This window comes from Clostridioides sp. ES-S-0010-02, from assembly GCA_020641055.1.
GTDB lineage: Bacteria > Bacillota > Clostridia > Peptostreptococcales > Peptostreptococcaceae > Clostridioides.
The window spans coordinates 2,819,502-2,836,419 of the sequence record CP067345.1 but is presented as its reverse complement, the minus strand read 5'-3'; the positions used below and the strand labels follow the sequence as shown (position 1 = coordinate 2,836,419).

Sequence of the window (16,918 nt, the reverse complement as noted above, 5' to 3'; positions counted from 1 at the left end):
AAACAAAAAAATTTTAGCAGTAATGACATCTTTAGTAATGGTATTGGTTGGGACTGTGGGATGTTCAACCAAAGAAGAGGGTAATAAAGATGTTCCTACAAAAAAAGAGACTAGTTTACCTAAGGAAATAAATTTAACCTATGTGAAGTCTCCACTTAACGTTCCAAGTATACTGGAAAAGAAAGATGATTCATTTGGTAAGGAATTTAAAAAGGATAATATAAAAGTTAATTTTCATGAACTAACAACAGGCCCAGAACAAACTCAGGCACTAGCTGCTGGAGAATTAGACTTTTTACATGCATTAGGTGGAACATCTGCTATAATAGCAGCATCTAATGGAGTTGGACTTAAAGTTACAAATATCTATAGTAGATCACCAAAAGGATATATGCTTATAACTAACAATGAAAATATCAAATCTATAAAAGATTTAAAAGGTAAGAAAATTGTAGGTCCAAAAGGGACTATACTTCATCAATTATTGATTGCTGCACTTGCTAAGGAAGGTTATACGATAGATGATGTTGAATATGTAAACATGGATATTCCTAGTGCTGCCTCTGCATTAGAAAGTAAAAGTGCAGATGTTGCAATGCTTGCAGGGCCAGTGGCTTTAAAAACAATAAATGCAGGTAGCAAAATGATAGTAAATGGAGAAGGTTTAGTTAGTGGAATAATAGTTACTGCAGTAAGTGATGATTTTGCTCAAAAATATCCTGAATTAGTAAAAAGATTTATGAAAGTTCATGAAGATACTTTAAAATATATGGATGAGAATAAAGATAAGGTAATGGAAGAGGTATCAAAAGAAGTTGGTTTAACTTTAGATGAAACAAAGGAAATGTATTCTTGGTATGATTTTAGTTCTAAGATAACAGATAAGGACATAAAAGAGTTAGAGGATACACAAGAATTCTTGATGTCTAATGGAATGCAAGAAAAGAAAATAAATATTAAAGATATGTTATATAACCAAAATTAGTATATTAAGAAATTAGCATATTAAAATAGAAAATACATCCTTAAGTTATTGTGATAATAACATGATAAAAAAGGATGTATTTTTATTTTTAATTATTTTATAGAATAAAATCTAATTAGAAACAGCTTACTATTTTATCTACACTTATGTAGTCAAGTAATTTTCTCATTTTTTTACGATGAAGCAAGAACTTAGAATATGTGTCTTCTGATTGTTTTGGATCACCATAAACTTTCCAATACCTAATCATAGAAACTTCATAGTTACTATATCCCATAAATCCAATTACATCTTTAAGGGGATATCCTAAAAAAATACCTATTTCATCAGGAAAAGTATCAGTTTTAAGCTTTTCAACTAGATGCTCTAAATAAGCATTTACATTAGTATTTTGTTTGTATCCTAAAAACTTCAAGAAATTTACTGTTTTTTTACATTTTAATCTTTCTGACAATGCTGTTTTATTTACAAATAAAATTTTTAATCCTTTTTTTTCTTTATCAATAACTATAAAATCTATTCTTTTACAATTATATAGATATTTGTAAATATCATTAATTTTTTCCTCTCTATTTACATCAGTAAATGAAATATTTATTATTTCAGCAGGTTTAGAGCCTAAAAAAACTGGACCTAAAACTTCTAAAAGCCATTTTATATATGATGATTCAATTTTATTCTTACAACAAAATTGTGAATTGCAACAATGCATAAAAGATAACCTCCTTCAAATGAAAATTAATATCAATTAATTAAATTATACTATGAATGATAATCAATATCAATAATAAAATTATATTTTTTTTATTAATTACTTATCTATTATAATTTCCCAAAAAATAAATTATAAATTGTTTAATTTTAGTAAATAAAAAATAAAAATATAGAAATACTAAATTGAGAAAGAACTTTATTAAAACTTTTTGTAATATAAAACATCTAGGAGGATAATAAAAATGAAATTAAAAAGAACTTTATTTGTAGGACTAGCGTTAGTATTAGCTATAGGTATGACTGCTTGTACTAAAAAAACTGAAAAACCAAATGAAAATGCAGGAAAAAATCCAAATGAATCAGTAAACAACAATGAAGGTTATATGAATTATTATTCAACAAGCTATAATGATTATATAGCAGGTTTAAATAGATATTCTATTTATGATACTCCAGAAAGTATAAATAATCAATTTAAAGATAAAGAATATCCAGGAAATGAAAAATATTTAAGTGATGTAAAGGCTGCATACAAAGACAGTAGAGACAAAATACAATCATTTGTAACATCTCTTAAAAAAGATGGTAAAACAGAAGATGCTGAATTAAAGAAAATGAATGATGAATTAATAACTGAAGGTGAAAGATTAGTAAAAGATATAGATGCTAGATTAGAGAAATTAGATAAAGTATCTGATGAAGATATGAAAAAAGGTCAAAATGACTTTATGAAACTAGTTCATGGAACAGAAGATGTTGGAAATGATATAGGTAGTGGTTTTAGAAAAATGATAAAAGACATGAATGATAGATTAGGAATAACAGGAAATAATAAAAAATAGTAGAATAACCTGCCAATATCAACAATAAAAATTATTTTATAAAGCGCTGTAAAGCCACACGAACACTATGTTTGTGTGGCTTTATGTGTTTCTGTTTTAGTTGCTTAAAAATTCCGTTTTACGCCTATTTGATTTCAATATTTAATGATGGCTTATAAAAACAGTAAAAAAATATAAAACGAGAAATTTTCAGGTATAGTATCTAATCGAATTTTTAGCCTTGTTTTGTTGCCACATACAGGATAGCGTATCTACTCTATTTTTATAATGCTTTACTTTATTTCGATAAATAATTTAGAACACGATTATTAAAATCTTTTGCTTCCTCATACGCAGCATGTCCAAGACCTTTATATATAAATAATTCGCTGTCCTTAATTTTATCAGTTAATTCAACAGAAGAAGTTACACCAACTATCTTATCGTTATCGCCCCCAATTATCAAAGTGGGACATATAATATTATTCAACTCCATATATGCATCATGCTGAATACAAGAGGATGCTTGTATGAGAAACCGTCTAAAATCTTTAGGTTTACCGATTTTCCCAAGCAAGGGGTAAAGAAAACGATATTTTTTTAGATAATTCTCTGAATAAGAATTTTCTGATATGTCAATCATTAGATGCTTATATTTTTCTTGCTCTGCCAATGTAATCCAATTCCCAACAACTTCTTGTATGTTTTTATTCTGCTTTGATAGCGTAACTGCCAGTACGAGTTTCTCAATTAAATCGGGATAATCAATAGCAAGGTATTGTGCTATCATTCCACCTTGAGAAATACCTAAAACTTTAGCTTTAGTGATACCAAGTATTTTCATGGCTTTCGCTTGGTCTTTAGCCATATCTCGTGTAGAATAACCTTCTTTTAAATGGTTTTTTCTGCTAAAAACATATACTTTATAGTCTTTGGCGTACATGCGATATGCTATAGCCATTGCGATAGCCATTCTTTTGACTGTGGTTAATCCATCGCCTAGTCCAGGAAGCATGATTAAAATATCACTACCATTTCCAAAAGAGATATAGTCCATATCTGTATCGTCAATGCTGACGCATCCACCTTTTGCCTTCCAAAACATAACTGTATCCTCCTTTTATTTTAAAAGCCCCATTTTTAATATTTCCAGATATTCTGTTAGACTTTTTACATATTCATTTTGTATGTGTTCGAATGAATAGTTATCTATTTGAGTACTTACTAAAAAAGAATCGTTAAAACCTTTTAGAAACCACTTCAAAATGTCGATAGTTTTCTGCTTATCCCAACGAAAATTACTCAAATCAATATCTTTAACTAGATTGTCATATACATCAAATTCCTTAATACTATATCGTTCTATGGTCTTTTGGTAAATCTCAGTATCACTTCTTGTAAATGCACCTATTAACAATTTTGCTTTTTCAGGATTTTGAATATACCAAGAAAATTCTAAAGCAGAATATTCAATTATTCGTTGGAATAACTCTGGTGAAATGGCGATTGTCTTTTTTTCTAAACTTTCAATAAAGTCTGCTGTGACGGTATCAAGTATGAAAAAATACAATTCTTCTTTAGTAGAAAAATATTTAAACAAGCTACCTTTACTAATACCAGAGCTTTTAACTATTCTATTGGTGGAACTATTTGTATAACCATATGTTGCAAATTCAGATATTCCCACACTAATAATATTCCTTTGTTTGTCTTCATTAAGCTCAAAAAATAATTTTGTAGGCATGATATCTCCTTATGTAATGACCGACTGGTCATTTCCGTTGTACAATATTAGTGACCATGTGGTCACTGATATTTAGTATACTTATTAGTCACTTACTTGTCAATGAGTTTTTCAAAAAAATGTTACAAGTGGAGATATTATAATGCTTTATTACAATCTTTTCTTACATAGTGATGTATTTGGTTTTTGCCTGCCAACGAGACTGCATTTAAAGTTCCAATAACTCCAGTTCAGATGATTAGTATTTTCACAAATATTTACTTCGCATTTTAAAATAGTTCGTTTTTATTTTTTACTCCAAGTTCTTTGCAAATAAGTTCTTTATATGCTTCTACTTTTGCTGGAAAATCACTAACATTCTACTCGAAGAAATCCACATCCAAATAGAAATTAGATAGAACAAGTATCAGTTTTGTCAAAATAATTGAAAGAGTAGTATCTTGATATCCATTTTCTAAACTGATATGAGGTTTTATGAACTTTGTTTTCAATTCAGAATAATAAAAAATAAAAATTTCAAATAAATTTATTGACAAATATTATTAATAAATATATTATATATAACATAGCAAGAAATGATAATCGAATTAAATTAAATAACGTCTTATCAAGAGTGGTGGAGGGACTGGCCCTTTGAAACCCGGCAACCAGTATATTTTATATACATTGGTGCTAAATCCTGCAACTAATATAGTTGATAGATGAGTATAAATAGCTTTCTAAGCCTGAGTTTATACTCAGGCTTTTATTTTGTTAGATACAAATTTAAAATACATAAATAAAAATAAACATACAAATTGAGCAGAATATGTGGGGAGGAAATTTTATGATTAGCATAAAAAATGTTAATAAGTATTATGGAAAGACTCAAGTACTTAAAGATGTAAGTATTGAGATAGAATCTGGAGAAATTTTTGGAATAATAGGTCATAGTGGTGCTGGAAAATCAACACTACTTAGATGTATAAATGGGCTAGAAGAATATCAAGAAGGTAGTGTGCTTGTATCTAATAAGGAAGTAAAGTCATTAAATGAAAAGCAAATGAGGGATTTAAGAAAAGAGTTAGGTATGATTTTTCAACACTTTTCATTACTTGAAAGAAAAACAGTGTTTGATAATGTAGCATTACCTTTAGAGTGCTTTGGATATACAAAGGCAGAAATAAAAAAAAGAGTTTTAGAGTTACTAGAAGTGGTTGGTATATCTGAAAAGAAAAATGATAAACCAAGAAACTTAAGTGGTGGTCAAAAACAGAGAGTTGCAATTGCTAGGGCTTTAGCACTAAACCCACAAGTACTTCTTTGTGATGAAGCAACTTCAGCACTAGACCCAAATACTACAAAATCAATTCTTTCATTACTTGAAGATATAAACAAAAACCTAGGAATAACAATAATAGTTGTAACTCACCAAATGGAAGTTATAAAACAAATTTGTGGAAGAGTGGCAATAATGGAAAATGGAGAGGTATTAGAAATAGGAGATACAGAAGAAATTTTCTTGAGAAATACTAAAGGACTTAGAAAATTAATAGGTGAAGAAAGTATAATTTTACCAAAAGGAACAAATATAAAAATACTATTCCCTAAAGACATTTCTAATGAAGCTATTATTACAACAATGGCAAGAGAGTTAAACATAGATGTATCTATAATATTTGGGAAATTAGAACAATTTAAAGAAGATATTTTAGGTTCACTTATTATAAATGTTTCAGATAAAAGTGGAGATAAAGTAAAACAGTATCTTACAGATAAGGACATAAGATGGGAGGAAATGATAAATGAATAGTCTAATTGATTTTTTAACAACACTATTTCCAAATGCATTACTACAAACTTTATATATGGTCATAGTACCAACTGTAGTGGCAACAATATTAGGATTTATACTAGCAATTATATTAGTAGTGACAAAACCAGATGGATTAAAACCAAATAGTACGATTAATAGTGCACTAGGATTTATAGTAAACATATTTAGAAGTTTCCCATTTATGATACTTATAGTTGCAATGATTCCAATAACAAGATTAATTGTTGGAACAAGTATAGGAGAAACTGCTGCAATAGTACCAATAACTATTGGTGCAGCACCATTTATCGCTAGGATTATAGAAAGTTCATTAAACGAAGTTGATAAGGGACTAATAGAGGCTGCCAAATCTTTTGGAGCTACAAAAAAACAAATAGTATTTAAAGTTATGATAAAAGAAGCAATGCCTTCAATAGTATCTGGAATTACATTATCAGTAATTTCTATACTTGGCTATACAGCTATGGCAGGTGCAGTAGGAGCTGGTGGACTAGGTAATATAGCTCTTATTTACGGATACCAAAGATTTGACACAGCAGTAATGGTTTATACAGTAATAGCACTTGTAATACTAGTTCAAATAATACAAGGTTTAGGAAATCTAGCTTATAAGAAACTAAAATAATTTAATCAATAAAACATTTTTAAAGGGGGAGTAAAAAATGAAATTAAAAAAATTATTATCAGTAGCATTAGTGTCAGCAATAGCAATATCAGCAGTAGGATGTTCAAACAAAGAGGATAAAAAAATATTAGTAGGGGCATCATCAAATCCACATGCAAAAATATTGGAAGTTGCAAAACCTTTATTAAAAGAAAAAGGATATGATTTAGAAGTAAAGATATTTGATGATTATGTGCTTCCAAATACAGCTTTAGATGAAGGTTCTTTGGATGCTAACTTCTTTCAACATATTCCATTTTTAGAGGAGACTGTGAAGGAAAAGGAATATAAACTTACTTATACATCTAAAGTTCATATAGAGCCAATGGGATTCTATTCAGAAAAAGTTAAATCATTAGATGAAGTAAAAGATGGAGCAGTTATAGCTGTACCAAATGATGCGACTAATGGAGCTAGAGCACTTAAATTATTAGCAAAGCATAAATTAATAGAAGTAAAGGATGGCGAACTTATAACTAAAAAAGATATAACTAAAAATCCTAAAAATATACAAATAAAAGAAATGAATGCAGAACAATTACCAACAGTATTAAAAGATGTTGATGGAGCAGTAATAAATTCTAACTATGCTTTAACAGCGAATTTAAATCCTACTAAAGATGCAATAGTAATAGAATCAAGCGATTCTCCATATGTAAATATAATTGCTTGTAGAGAAGATAATAAAGATAGCGATAAGATTAAAGCTTTATCAGAGGCTATGAATAGTAAAGAAGTTAAAAAGTTTATACAAGATGAATATAAAGGAAGTATAGTTCCAGCTTTTTAAATTAAATATACAAAATCTATAAAATGAGTAAAATTTTAAAAACTTTACTCATTTTTTTTTATAACTAGAAAGTGACAAATTTTTTGGGAGAATTGTGGTAACATATTTATAGATAAAACTATATAAAAATGAAGAAGTGGTGGAGAATATGGAATCTAAAGGAACTTTAAGGAAGAATAAGGGCTATATATTGGCTAATGGGTTATTTTTAATTATTGCACTTTTGAATATAAATTTGTATACAGTTTCCATAAATATGTATAGAATAATTTTACTTTGGATATTTGGATATTCTATAGTTTATATAACTAGTTTTGAAAAAGATGAATTTATAAACATACTAAAATTAGGATGCCTTGTATTAGTTTTTGTGGGGATTTTAGGCATAGCAGAATTAGAGATTCAAAAATTCCAAGTTATGATACTCAATTTAAGTATAATTAATATATCTACATTTATATACTTAACAATTTCTAAAATAAAAAAGCTGAGAATAAGTCATTTGTTGATTTTCAACAGTACTTTTGTAATAGTAGATTATCTTTTAAGAAGTATTTTTAATAACTTTTATTTGAATATGATTATTATGGCAATTAATGTTGTCATGTCTTTGTTCAATTTATTGTTTGTATTAAACAAAACTAATAGTGAAACTGAACATTATAGCTTAATAAAAAATTTATCATACTTTGCTTTATTTGCAACTATTATAGGTTTTATAACAACTTGTCAAATTAGTATAGTAGATACAGATAGATTAATAGGAGTAGTGTATTTATTGTTATGTAATTATACTTACTATGTGTATGTATACAGTCTAATTAATAGAGTGGTATATCCATATTATGAATTAAATTCAATAAATAAGAAATTAAGTAAAAAGTCAGAACAATTAAGTAAGATAAATCTAGCAATAGAAAAGGACATGACTATACAGAAAACATTAAAAAATTACATAGATGAAAGAAAAGAGTTATTAAGACAAGCACTTGATACTATACCAAATGTATGGATAATAACAGATTATGATTTTAATATAAGTTATACAAATAATGCATTTAAAGATGAATTTTCAAAGGATATGAAAAACTTTTATCACATATTAAATTTTATAAAGGAAGATGAGCATGTAGCTGAAAAGCTAAAGAAATTTGATACGGATATAAGTATAATTGATAAACAAGTAGAGTTGAATAATAAAATATATTTGTTAAGTTTAAGTAATAATGAAGAAGAAAGTAATTATTTAATAAGCTTAAATAATATTACAAATGAAATAAAAATGGATAAAGAGATAAGGGCTATAAATAAAGATTATGAAAATATAATATTAAATATACCATCTCCTATACTTGTAAGAAGTGCAGAAGGTGGTATAAAGAAGAATAAAGTAATAAGCATAAATAAAAAATATGAAAAGAGTTTTAAATGTACACCAAAAGAGCTAGTTAATATGACATTAGAAAAATATTTTGAAACCTTTAACATAGATTTTTTTGATAATAGAGAGTTTAAAAGATTAAATCTAACAAAAGAAAAGAAAGCTGAAATAGTAAGTTATAATGATACAGCAAATTGTATAATTAATTTTGTAATGTCTGATTCAGAGGGCGAAGAACATGTTGAAGAAGTAAGAGTTGGAGATTATTGGTCAAATAATAAATTATTTAAGTTACTTACATTTAGAGATATAACTAAAGAAATAAATATACTTAGAACAGTAAATGAACAAAAAATAATATATGAAAAATTATTAGATGCTATACCAGAGGCTATTTTTCTTGAAGATTTAAGTACATCAAGAGTACTCTATACGAATAGAGCTTTTAGAGAATTATTTGGAATATCAAGTGATGTACTAGGCGTAACAACACAAAAATATAGAAATATCTTAGTAAAAAAATACATAAACAATTTAAATATAGGTGAAAGAGAAAAAAGTATTCATATAGTAAATGAAAACAATCATATTAAAGAAGTAAAGATGATATCAAGAACCTTATACTTTGGGCAGAAGAGAAGTAGAGTGAGAATAATTAAAGATTTAAGTGTACAAAGAGAGTCTGAGAGACTTAAAAAAGCATTAATAAAACAAAGACAGTATGACCAGATGAAGATGGAGTTCTATGCTAATATATCTCATGAACTTAAGACCCCTTTAAATAATATCTATAGTTCAGTTCAGCTTATCGAGAATCTTTATAAAAAAGGAAAGATAATTGACTGTCAAGATATATTAAGAGAACACATAAAAATAACTAAACAAAACATGTTTAGATTATTAAGATTAATAGATAATATAATAAATATTTCTCAAGTTAAATCAGAAATATATAAGATTAAAGCGGTTAACTTTGATATTATCGATATAACAGAAAGAATAGTTACATCCATTAGCAGTTATGCAAAATCTAAGGGAATAGACTTAGTTTTTGATACAAATGAAGAAACCATGAGAGTAGGACTTGACCCAGAATCTATAGAGAGGATAATATTGAATATATTATCAAATGCTATAAAGTTTACTTTAGAAGGTGGAGAAATACTTGTAGGAATATATAAAGAGGGTGAAAATGTAGAAATACTTATAAAAGATACTGGAATAGGTATAGAAAAGGAGAAATTAAACGACATATTTAATAGATTTAAACAAATTGAAAATAGTGGTATATCAAACGAATTCGGCAGTGGAATAGGATTGTGTCTTGCAAAATCATTAATTGAAATTCAAAATGGAGAAATTTATATAGATAGTAAATTAGGAGAAGGAACAAAGGTAAAAATAATATTCCCAATTAAAGAAGTAGTTGAAGAAGTCTATGATAAATCAAATTACAACGATAATATTGAAAAATTCGAGATAGAATTTTTTGATATATATAAGTAGTAAATATTGAAATCCATTATTTTATATATTAATATACAATTAAAAGCAGACTAATTTTACTTATGATTTTAGCTGTATTTAACTGACTATAAATAAACTTTATGAGGTGGAATTTTGGAAAAGGATTTTTTTAGGAAAAATGGAATTGATTTAGCTAAATCTATATTAGGTAAATATTTAATAAGAAAATATGAAAATAAAACAATTGTTACCAAGATAGTAGAGACAGAGGCATACATGGGTATAAATGACAAAGGCGCACATGTATATGGTGATAAAAGAACTGAGAGAACTAAGCCTCTCTATTTAGATGGTGGACATATATATGTTTATTTAATTTATGGTATGTACAATTGTCTAAATCTATCAGCAAATATAGAAAATGTACCAGAGTGTGTGTTAATAAGAGGTGTCGAACCAATAACTTCTTTAAATGAGATATCTGTAAATAGATATAATAAACTGTATGATAATTTGAGTAAGTATCAAATAAAAAATATTACTAATGGACCAGGAAAACTTTGTAAGGCTTTAAAAATAGATAGAAGCTTAAATAGTAAGAGTATAATGGGTGAAGAATTATATATAAGTGACTTTTATTATGATAATGAAGGAAAAAAAGTATTTAGTGAAGATAAATTGGATATAAAAACTAGTAAACGTATAAATATAGACTATGCAGAAGAAGCAAAAGATTTTTTATGGCGTTTTTATATAGAATAGGTACTGATATCAATAAGATATATATTTATAAAAATTATTTTTTATAAATATATATCTTATTTTTTATAGAATTTTTATTTTAGTATAAATAAATTTATAAAGCAGGAGATGTATTTTCAGTAGATTTTTATAATTATTTTCAATTGTTTTGTTTATACAAACAAAGATATATTTCAACAAAATAAGTATGATAATATTATACTATAAAATAAATGAATATTAACTTTTGGACGCATTTTATTAAGAATAGTCGTGTTTATATATAAAGTTAGTTTATTTTATATTAAACAGATTATTTATTACAACAAATAATTATTTATAAAAAATAGAAAAATTTTGACAAAAAAAGAAAGTATCTTTAGAATAGAGATATATTTAAAATCGTATGATTGAGGTTATAAGGTGATTTCATATGGTTTATTATGAAAATTATTGTTAGACAGAAAATTTAAAAATGGAATTTAAAAAGATGATAAATATTTTGATAACGATTGTTAAATTAGGAAATAACAAGTCTGTATCTGTATAAATATTAGAAAAATATGTATAGTTTTAGACTGTAAAATATAAGATATTGTAGAAATAAAAAAAGGCATTGAATAGATACTATTAAATTGTAAAATTATGTTATAATTATTGTAAAGGATGTAAAAATCTGTAGAAATAGCAATATAATAAGCTTGATTTTTAATAGTTAAATTCAAATAAACTATATAATGCAATATACATAAATTAAAGATAGTAATCTGATAAAAATTATACTAATAGGATTTATATATTATGAACTATATAAATAATAAAGTAAATTATAGGAATAACTTAAGTTTTATAATATAGTTTTATAATATAAAAAAAGTCATTATAATCAGATATATTAAAAAATAGAAAAATGATTAATAAATTTTATTAAATTAGGTAGAGAGATATATATAATAAATTATAAATAATGATAAATGTGTAGACAAAAGAAAGTGAATAAATTATATTTATACTAATAAAGTTTTTTTGAGGTGAAATATTATAGATATAATAGCCTATATTTATATTCTTATATTTATATTATGAAAAAATTAAAATTATTTAGGGGTGATGGTTTTGAATAAGGACATAGGAGCAAAAATAAAGCAACTTAGAACTCAAAAACAAATGACACTGAAAGATATGAGTGAGAAAACAAACTTATCAATTGGATTTTTGTCACAGCTTGAAAGAGGATTAACAAGTGTGGCAACAGATTCATTAGGTAAAATAGCAAATGTATTGGATGTAGATTTAACTTACTTTTTTATGAAACCAAAGGAGCATAAGAGACCTGTATTAAGAAGTTATGAAAAAGAAGTTTTTGATGTAGAAAATTCAACATTTATACATTATCATTTATCATCTAATTTAAAAGAAAAAACTATGTTACCAAGATTAATTGAAATTCTTCCAAGTAAAAGTAGTGAAGAAATTTGTTGCTATGTACATAGTGGTGAAGAATTTGTATATGTTTTAGAGGGCACTCTTACAGTGTTTTTGGGTGACGAGCAAATTGAAATGTATCCAGGTGATACAATACACTACAATAGTGAAAAGAACAATCACAATTGGGTTAACTATACTAATAAGATGGTAAGAATTTTAGTGGTAAGTATACCAAATCCATTTGAAAATTCTGATACAGTTAAAGAAGCTTAAAGTTTAGTTATTACTTATTTAAGGAGGAGTATTACAGTGAAAAGAATTGGATTTATAGGTGCAGGGAATATGGCCAGTGCTATGATAGGTGGTATAGTAAATTCAAAATTAGTTGAACCTAATATGGTAACAGCATCAGCATATACTCAAGGAACTCTTGATAGAATACATGCAAATTTTGGTATAAATACTACAAAAGATTCAAAAGAGGTTACTAGAAATTCTGATATAGTAATTGTAGCTGTTAAGCCAGACATATATGATGATATTTTAGAAGAGATAAAAGATTTTGTAGATGATAGTAAGATTATAGTTACAATAGCAGCAGGAAAATCTATAAAAGATATAGAGGCAATTATAGGTGAAAATAAAAAAATAGTTAGAACTATGCCTAATACTCCTGCACTTGTAAATGAGGCTATGTCTTCAATATCTATAAATAAAAATATAAAAGATGAAGATTTAGAAGCAGTGGTAGAAGTATTTAGTTCTTTTGGAAACACTGAAGTCGTACCAGAATATCTTATAGAAGCAGTGATTGGAGCGAGTGGTTCTGCACCAGCCTATGTGTTTTTGTTTATAGAAGCTATTGCAGATGCAGCAGTAATTGCAGGAATGCCAAGACAACAAGCATATAAATTTGCAGCACAAGCAGTTATGGGTTCTGCAAAAATGGTACTTGAAACAGGAAAACATCCTGGTGAACTAAAAGATATGGTATGCTCACCTGGAGGGACTACTATAGAAGCAGTTAAAGTCCTTGAAGAGGAAGGTTTTAGAGCCTCTGTTATAAAAGCTATATGTGCATGTATAGAAAAATCTCAAAAAATGAGCAAGTAATAAGAATTTATTTGAGATAAAAAGAATTGCCTTTTATAGAAAATTTCTATATTAGGCAATTCTTTTATTTACTTAATTTTTAAAATAAACCTGAAAGCCAATTCTTTATTTTTTCAAAGAAACCAACTGAGTCATTAGTATTGGATTGATTTTCAGAATTATTAGTTGTGTTATTTTCACTTGATTGAGTGTTATCATTATTCTCGCTATTATTTTCTGAGTTATCCGTATTATTAGAGTTAGTACTATCTTCTGAGTTATCTGTATTATTAGAGTTAGTATTATCTTGTGGATTTATTTGAACACCTTCTGTAGAGTTTATCACAGCATTTGAGCCAAGAGACTCATCATTAGTGTTATTTAAGATTCCCAAATCTTTTTTATCTCCTCCTGAGAATAAACCAGAGAACCAATCTCCTATTCCACTAAACCATCCACCTATAGTATCTAGTATTCCAGAACCTTTAACACTATCACCTAATTTTTTTAGTTGTTCATTTACATTGTCTGATACATTATCCAATGTATTTTTCATATTATTGTAATCATAATCTTGGTCAGCTATTTTTTTCATTACACCTTGAATTTGTTCTTTTTGTTCTGGTGTAATAGTAATATTGTAATTGTTTACAACATTATTTATCGTATTAGCTATTTGATTAGTATCCTTTGTACCATTTTTTACAATTTCTGTTTTGATATCATTCATCACACCAGTTGCTTTTTCTTGACCTATATCATCTCCTAAATCACCTGTAACCACTAACTCTTCAGAAGCAATTTCCTTTTTTGTTTCGTCAAGTTTTTTTCCTGATGCATCTTCAAATGCTTTCATAATTCCTGTCAATGCACCAGTACCACTTACAGGATATGGAGCAGCAGCAATAACATTTGCATTTTCAAGACCAGCTGTTGTAAGTGTTGAAGCAATCATTGAGCTAGTTACCCAAGTTAAATTTGCTGTTTTAACATTAATTCCATTGCCATTTGTTGTAGGCTCAACATAAGAGCAAGAAATAGTAACTTTACCAAGTTGGCTCTCTGTTGCAACACCTTGTAAATATTGTCTTTCTTCTGCATTTGTTACATCTAAAACTAAGACTTGGTCTTTTTTAACTCCAAAATAATTAAGCATTTGTTGTTTTTGAGATTCTGATAAGTTAGCTCCAAGTGTAACAACATTTGTTCCATCTGCATAAGCAAGGTTTAAACTTCCAAACACAAGCATAGTAGATATAATAATAGAGCTAATTTGTTTTTTAAACTTCATAATAATCCTCCTAGATTTAACATACATTACATTTTCAATATATATTTTTATCAATATATTGAATAAAAATATGTGCTACATTTCTATTATACTAAATATAAACTATTTTTTAAATCAATGCGATTACAAGTTTGTAATAAAAAAGGTAATATAAGGTAAATAATAAAAAAATAATTTTTATAAGAGATTGAAAAAACAATTAATGTAGTATACTATAATATAGAAATGATTATGATAATGTTATAGAATCGGAAGGAGAAAAAATAAATGTCAAAAGAATTAGTAAAAGACAGAGTAATAAAATATTTAATAGAAGATTTATTAGTACCTCAGGACATGATTGATACAAATGTTGAATTAGCAGAATTTGAAGAAGGTGCAGAGGGAACTTTAGATATTATTGTAAATGTTAAAGATGATGAGGATTATTACGCTCCAGTAATGATAGTGCAGTGTTTAGATGAAGATGTAGAATTAGAAGGGGAAGTTTTACAAAAACAAATAGAATTTTTAGAAGAAGTAGATAACATAACTATGTCAGGTAGATTGGTTTTAACTAATGGTGATGCTATGATGTATGCTGATTGGAGAGGCGAAGAATATGATACTGAGGCAGCACTTCCAACTTATGATATAATGGTAAAAGAGTTTAATGAGATGGAACAACAAGTTAAAGATTCAGAAGAAGAACATCATCATCACGATGAAAATTGTGGATGTGGATGCAATCATCATGAAAAGTAAATAACAAGCATATATATTAAAAAAGACTGTTTAATCAACAGTCTTTTTTTAGACATATATCAATCTAAAAACTTAGGATATAACAATATATAATAAAATAAATTATATATATAAGGAGGATATTAGGGTTAGAGGTAGAATAATATTATAGGTATAGTTTTTATAACTTTGTATACATAATATACAAAACAACTTATTTGAAGAAGGGGATATTATGTAGTTGTAGATTATGTAGTTTTAAATTATTTATTTTTGTTTTAGCAAATTCTATGAATAGAAGGGGTTTGATTATGGATACTAAAAAAGAAAATAATTATGAAAATTATATTTGTGTGGGTTCATCAAATGTATCAAATGCGATGAAAATGTATTTAAAGGAAATTGAGGAATACAAAATGTTGTCAGCAGGAGAAGAGGTAGAGCTGGCAAAGGAAATAATCAACTCATCTTCAGTAGCAAAGGAAAAGTTTATAAATTCAAATTATAGGTTGGTAGTGAGCATAGCAAAAAGATATAAAAGAGATAGTATTGATATGCTAGACTTAATTCAAGCGGGAAATATAGGACTCATAAAAGCAGTAGAGAAGTACGATTATAAAAAAGGATACAAATTTAGCACTTATGCTACATGGTGGATAAAACAAAGCATAACAAGATATATTGATGATTGCGAAAATACTATTAGAATACCTATACATCTTCACCAAAGAATAAATTTTGTAAAGAAAAAGAAACAAGAACTTTTAAATGTATTATTAAGAGAACCAACTGTAGATGAGATTGCAGATGCTTGTGGTCTTGAGGTTGAGAAAGTATTGGAATTATTAAAACGAGATAAAAATGTTGTATCTTTGGATACACCATTAAAAGAAGATGAAGATAGTAGTTTAGTTGAATTTATACCATCAGATGCTGATTTTAAAGATGTTGTAATGCATGAAGTGGAACAACATAATTTAAAAGAAAAAATAGAAGAATTACTTACAGGTCTTGGAGAACAAGAACAGCAGGTTTTGAGAATGAGATTTGGCATTGATGATGATGACCCTAAGACATTAGAGCAAATTGGAAAGGTGTTTGGAGTTACTAGAGAAAGAATAAGACAAATAGAAGCTAAAGCAATAAGAAAATTAAGACATCCAAGTAAATTAAAACAATTAAAGCATTTTTATTAATATTTATAAAGCGAATATAAAAGAAAGTAGGAGAAAGATTCTCCTACTTTTGTTTTTTCTTTTGT

General features: G+C 26.9%; 16 protein-coding genes and 1 riboswitch. Of the genes, 11 read left to right on the top strand and 5 right to left on the bottom strand.

Features of this window, described 5'->3' with window-relative positions:
- Positions 1-22 precede the first annotated feature (22 nt).
- Positions 23-985 carry an NrtA/SsuA/CpmA family ABC transporter substrate-binding protein gene (locus tag JJC01_13255; protein UDN60181.1) on the top strand — a complete coding sequence of 321 codons (963 nt, stop codon included), beginning with the start codon at positions 23-25 and terminating at the stop codon, positions 983-985.
- A gap of 115 nt (positions 986-1,100) precedes the next feature.
- Here the strand turns inward: JJC01_13255 and JJC01_13250 are convergent, their stop codons facing one another.
- On the bottom strand, positions 1,101-1,697 hold the full coding sequence (locus JJC01_13250; GenBank protein ID UDN57133.1) for a DUF3793 family protein: 597 nt from the start codon (positions 1,695-1,697) through the stop codon (positions 1,101-1,103).
- Between the two features lie 244 nt (positions 1,698-1,941).
- On the opposite strand from JJC01_13250, the gene JJC01_13245 reads away from it, so the two are divergent.
- Positions 1,942-2,541: a hypothetical protein gene (locus JJC01_13245; protein ID UDN57132.1), complete on the top strand. Its 600-nt coding sequence runs from the start codon at positions 1,942-1,944 to the stop codon at positions 2,539-2,541.
- A gap of 152 nt (positions 2,542-2,693) precedes the next feature.
- Here JJC01_13245 and JJC01_13240 read toward each other — a convergent pair whose 3' ends face one another.
- The 3 genes from JJC01_13240 to JJC01_13230 are packed head-to-tail and all read right to left on the bottom strand — an operon-like array spanning position 2,694 to position 4,264.
- Positions 2,694-2,792 (bottom strand): hypothetical protein, encoded by a 99-nt coding sequence (locus JJC01_13240; GenBank protein ID UDN60180.1) that lies wholly within the window; start codon positions 2,790-2,792, stop codon positions 2,694-2,696.
- A gap of 26 nt (positions 2,793-2,818) precedes the next feature.
- Positions 2,819-3,625 (bottom strand): alpha/beta hydrolase, encoded by an 807-nt coding sequence (locus tag JJC01_13235; GenBank protein UDN57131.1) that lies wholly within the window; start codon positions 3,623-3,625, stop codon positions 2,819-2,821.
- A gap of 15 nt (positions 3,626-3,640) precedes the next feature.
- Positions 3,641-4,264: a TetR/AcrR family transcriptional regulator gene (locus JJC01_13230; protein ID UDN57130.1), complete on the bottom strand. Its 624-nt coding sequence runs from the start codon at positions 4,262-4,264 to the stop codon at positions 3,641-3,643.
- Between the two features lie 601 nt (positions 4,265-4,865).
- A riboswitch (SAM riboswitch) is annotated at positions 4,866-4,972 on the top strand.
- A gap of 118 nt (positions 4,973-5,090) precedes the next feature.
- Here JJC01_13230 and JJC01_13225 point away from each other — a divergent pair.
- From JJC01_13225 to proC, 7 genes are all read left to right on the top strand, one after another.
- Positions 5,091-6,056, top strand: a complete 966-nt coding sequence (locus tag JJC01_13225) for a methionine ABC transporter ATP-binding protein (GenBank protein ID UDN57129.1) — start codon at positions 5,091-5,093, stop codon at positions 6,054-6,056.
- On the top strand, positions 6,049-6,705 hold the full coding sequence (locus JJC01_13220; protein ID UDN57128.1) for an ABC transporter permease: 657 nt from the start codon (positions 6,049-6,051) through the stop codon (positions 6,703-6,705). The genes JJC01_13225 and JJC01_13220 overlap by 8 nt, the downstream gene beginning before the upstream one ends.
- 37 nt (positions 6,706-6,742) lie before the next feature.
- Positions 6,743-7,534, top strand: coding sequence for a MetQ/NlpA family ABC transporter substrate-binding protein (locus JJC01_13215; protein UDN57127.1), 792 nt, complete (start codon positions 6,743-6,745; stop codon positions 7,532-7,534).
- Positions 7,535-7,682: 148 nt separating this feature from the next.
- On the top strand, positions 7,683-10,421 hold the full coding sequence (locus JJC01_13210; GenBank protein UDN57126.1) for a PAS domain-containing sensor histidine kinase: 2,739 nt from the start codon (positions 7,683-7,685) through the stop codon (positions 10,419-10,421).
- Between the two features lie 114 nt (positions 10,422-10,535).
- A complete protein-coding gene (locus JJC01_13205) occupies positions 10,536-11,144 on the top strand; it encodes a DNA-3-methyladenine glycosylase (protein ID UDN57125.1) in 609 nt (202 codons plus the stop codon).
- A gap of 1,095 nt (positions 11,145-12,239) precedes the next feature.
- Positions 12,240-12,824 carry a helix-turn-helix transcriptional regulator gene (locus JJC01_13200; GenBank protein UDN57124.1) on the top strand — a complete coding sequence of 195 codons (585 nt, stop codon included), beginning with the start codon at positions 12,240-12,242 and terminating at the stop codon, positions 12,822-12,824.
- A 36-nt stretch (positions 12,825-12,860) separates the two neighbouring features.
- The gene (proC, locus tag JJC01_13195; protein UDN57123.1) at positions 12,861-13,664 is read left to right on the top strand and encodes a pyrroline-5-carboxylate reductase; all 804 of its coding nucleotides are present in this window, start codon (positions 12,861-12,863) and stop codon (positions 13,662-13,664) included.
- Between the two features lie 79 nt (positions 13,665-13,743).
- Here the strand turns inward: proC and JJC01_13190 are convergent, their stop codons facing one another.
- Positions 13,744-14,934 (bottom strand): DUF1002 domain-containing protein, encoded by a 1,191-nt coding sequence (locus JJC01_13190; GenBank protein ID UDN57122.1) that lies wholly within the window; start codon positions 14,932-14,934, stop codon positions 13,744-13,746.
- 267 nt (positions 14,935-15,201) lie between these two features.
- Here JJC01_13190 and JJC01_13185 point away from each other — a divergent pair, with 267 nt between their 5' ends.
- Both JJC01_13185 and JJC01_13180 read left to right on the top strand, forming a co-directional pair.
- Positions 15,202-15,678 carry a type I restriction enzyme HsdR N-terminal domain-containing protein gene (locus JJC01_13185; GenBank protein UDN57121.1) on the top strand — a complete coding sequence of 159 codons (477 nt, stop codon included), beginning with the start codon at positions 15,202-15,204 and terminating at the stop codon, positions 15,676-15,678.
- A gap of 290 nt (positions 15,679-15,968) precedes the next feature.
- Positions 15,969-16,853 (top strand): sigma-70 family RNA polymerase sigma factor, encoded by an 885-nt coding sequence (locus JJC01_13180; GenBank protein UDN57120.1) that lies wholly within the window; start codon positions 15,969-15,971, stop codon positions 16,851-16,853.
- The last annotated feature ends 65 nt before the right edge of the window (positions 16,854-16,918 follow it).

Coding starts and splice junctions, on each gene's coding strand:
- JJC01_13215 (UDN57127.1), top strand. CDS start 6,743: ATGAAATTAAAAAAATTATTATCAGTAGCATTAGTGTCAGCAATAGCA.
- JJC01_13230 (UDN57130.1), bottom strand. CDS start 4,264: ATGCCTACAAAATTATTTTTTGAGCTTAATGAAGACAAACAAAGGAAT.
- JJC01_13245 (UDN57132.1), top strand. CDS start 1,942: ATGAAATTAAAAAGAACTTTATTTGTAGGACTAGCGTTAGTATTAGCT.
- JJC01_13185 (UDN57121.1), top strand. CDS start 15,202: ATGTCAAAAGAATTAGTAAAAGACAGAGTAATAAAATATTTAATAGAA.
- JJC01_13250 (UDN57133.1), bottom strand. CDS start 1,697: ATGCATTGTTGCAATTCACAATTTTGTTGTAAGAATAAAATTGAATCA.
- JJC01_13180 (UDN57120.1), top strand. CDS start 15,969: ATGGATACTAAAAAAGAAAATAATTATGAAAATTATATTTGTGTGGGT.
- JJC01_13190 (UDN57122.1), bottom strand. CDS start 14,934: ATGAAGTTTAAAAAACAAATTAGCTCTATTATTATATCTACTATGCTT.
- JJC01_13225 (UDN57129.1), top strand. CDS start 5,091: ATGATTAGCATAAAAAATGTTAATAAGTATTATGGAAAGACTCAAGTA.
- JJC01_13220 (UDN57128.1), top strand. CDS start 6,049: ATGAATAGTCTAATTGATTTTTTAACAACACTATTTCCAAATGCATTA.
- JJC01_13255 (UDN60181.1), top strand. CDS start 23: ATGACATCTTTAGTAATGGTATTGGTTGGGACTGTGGGATGTTCAACC.
- JJC01_13210 (UDN57126.1), top strand. CDS start 7,683: ATGGAATCTAAAGGAACTTTAAGGAAGAATAAGGGCTATATATTGGCT.
- JJC01_13235 (UDN57131.1), bottom strand. CDS start 3,625: ATGTTTTGGAAGGCAAAAGGTGGATGCGTCAGCATTGACGATACAGAT.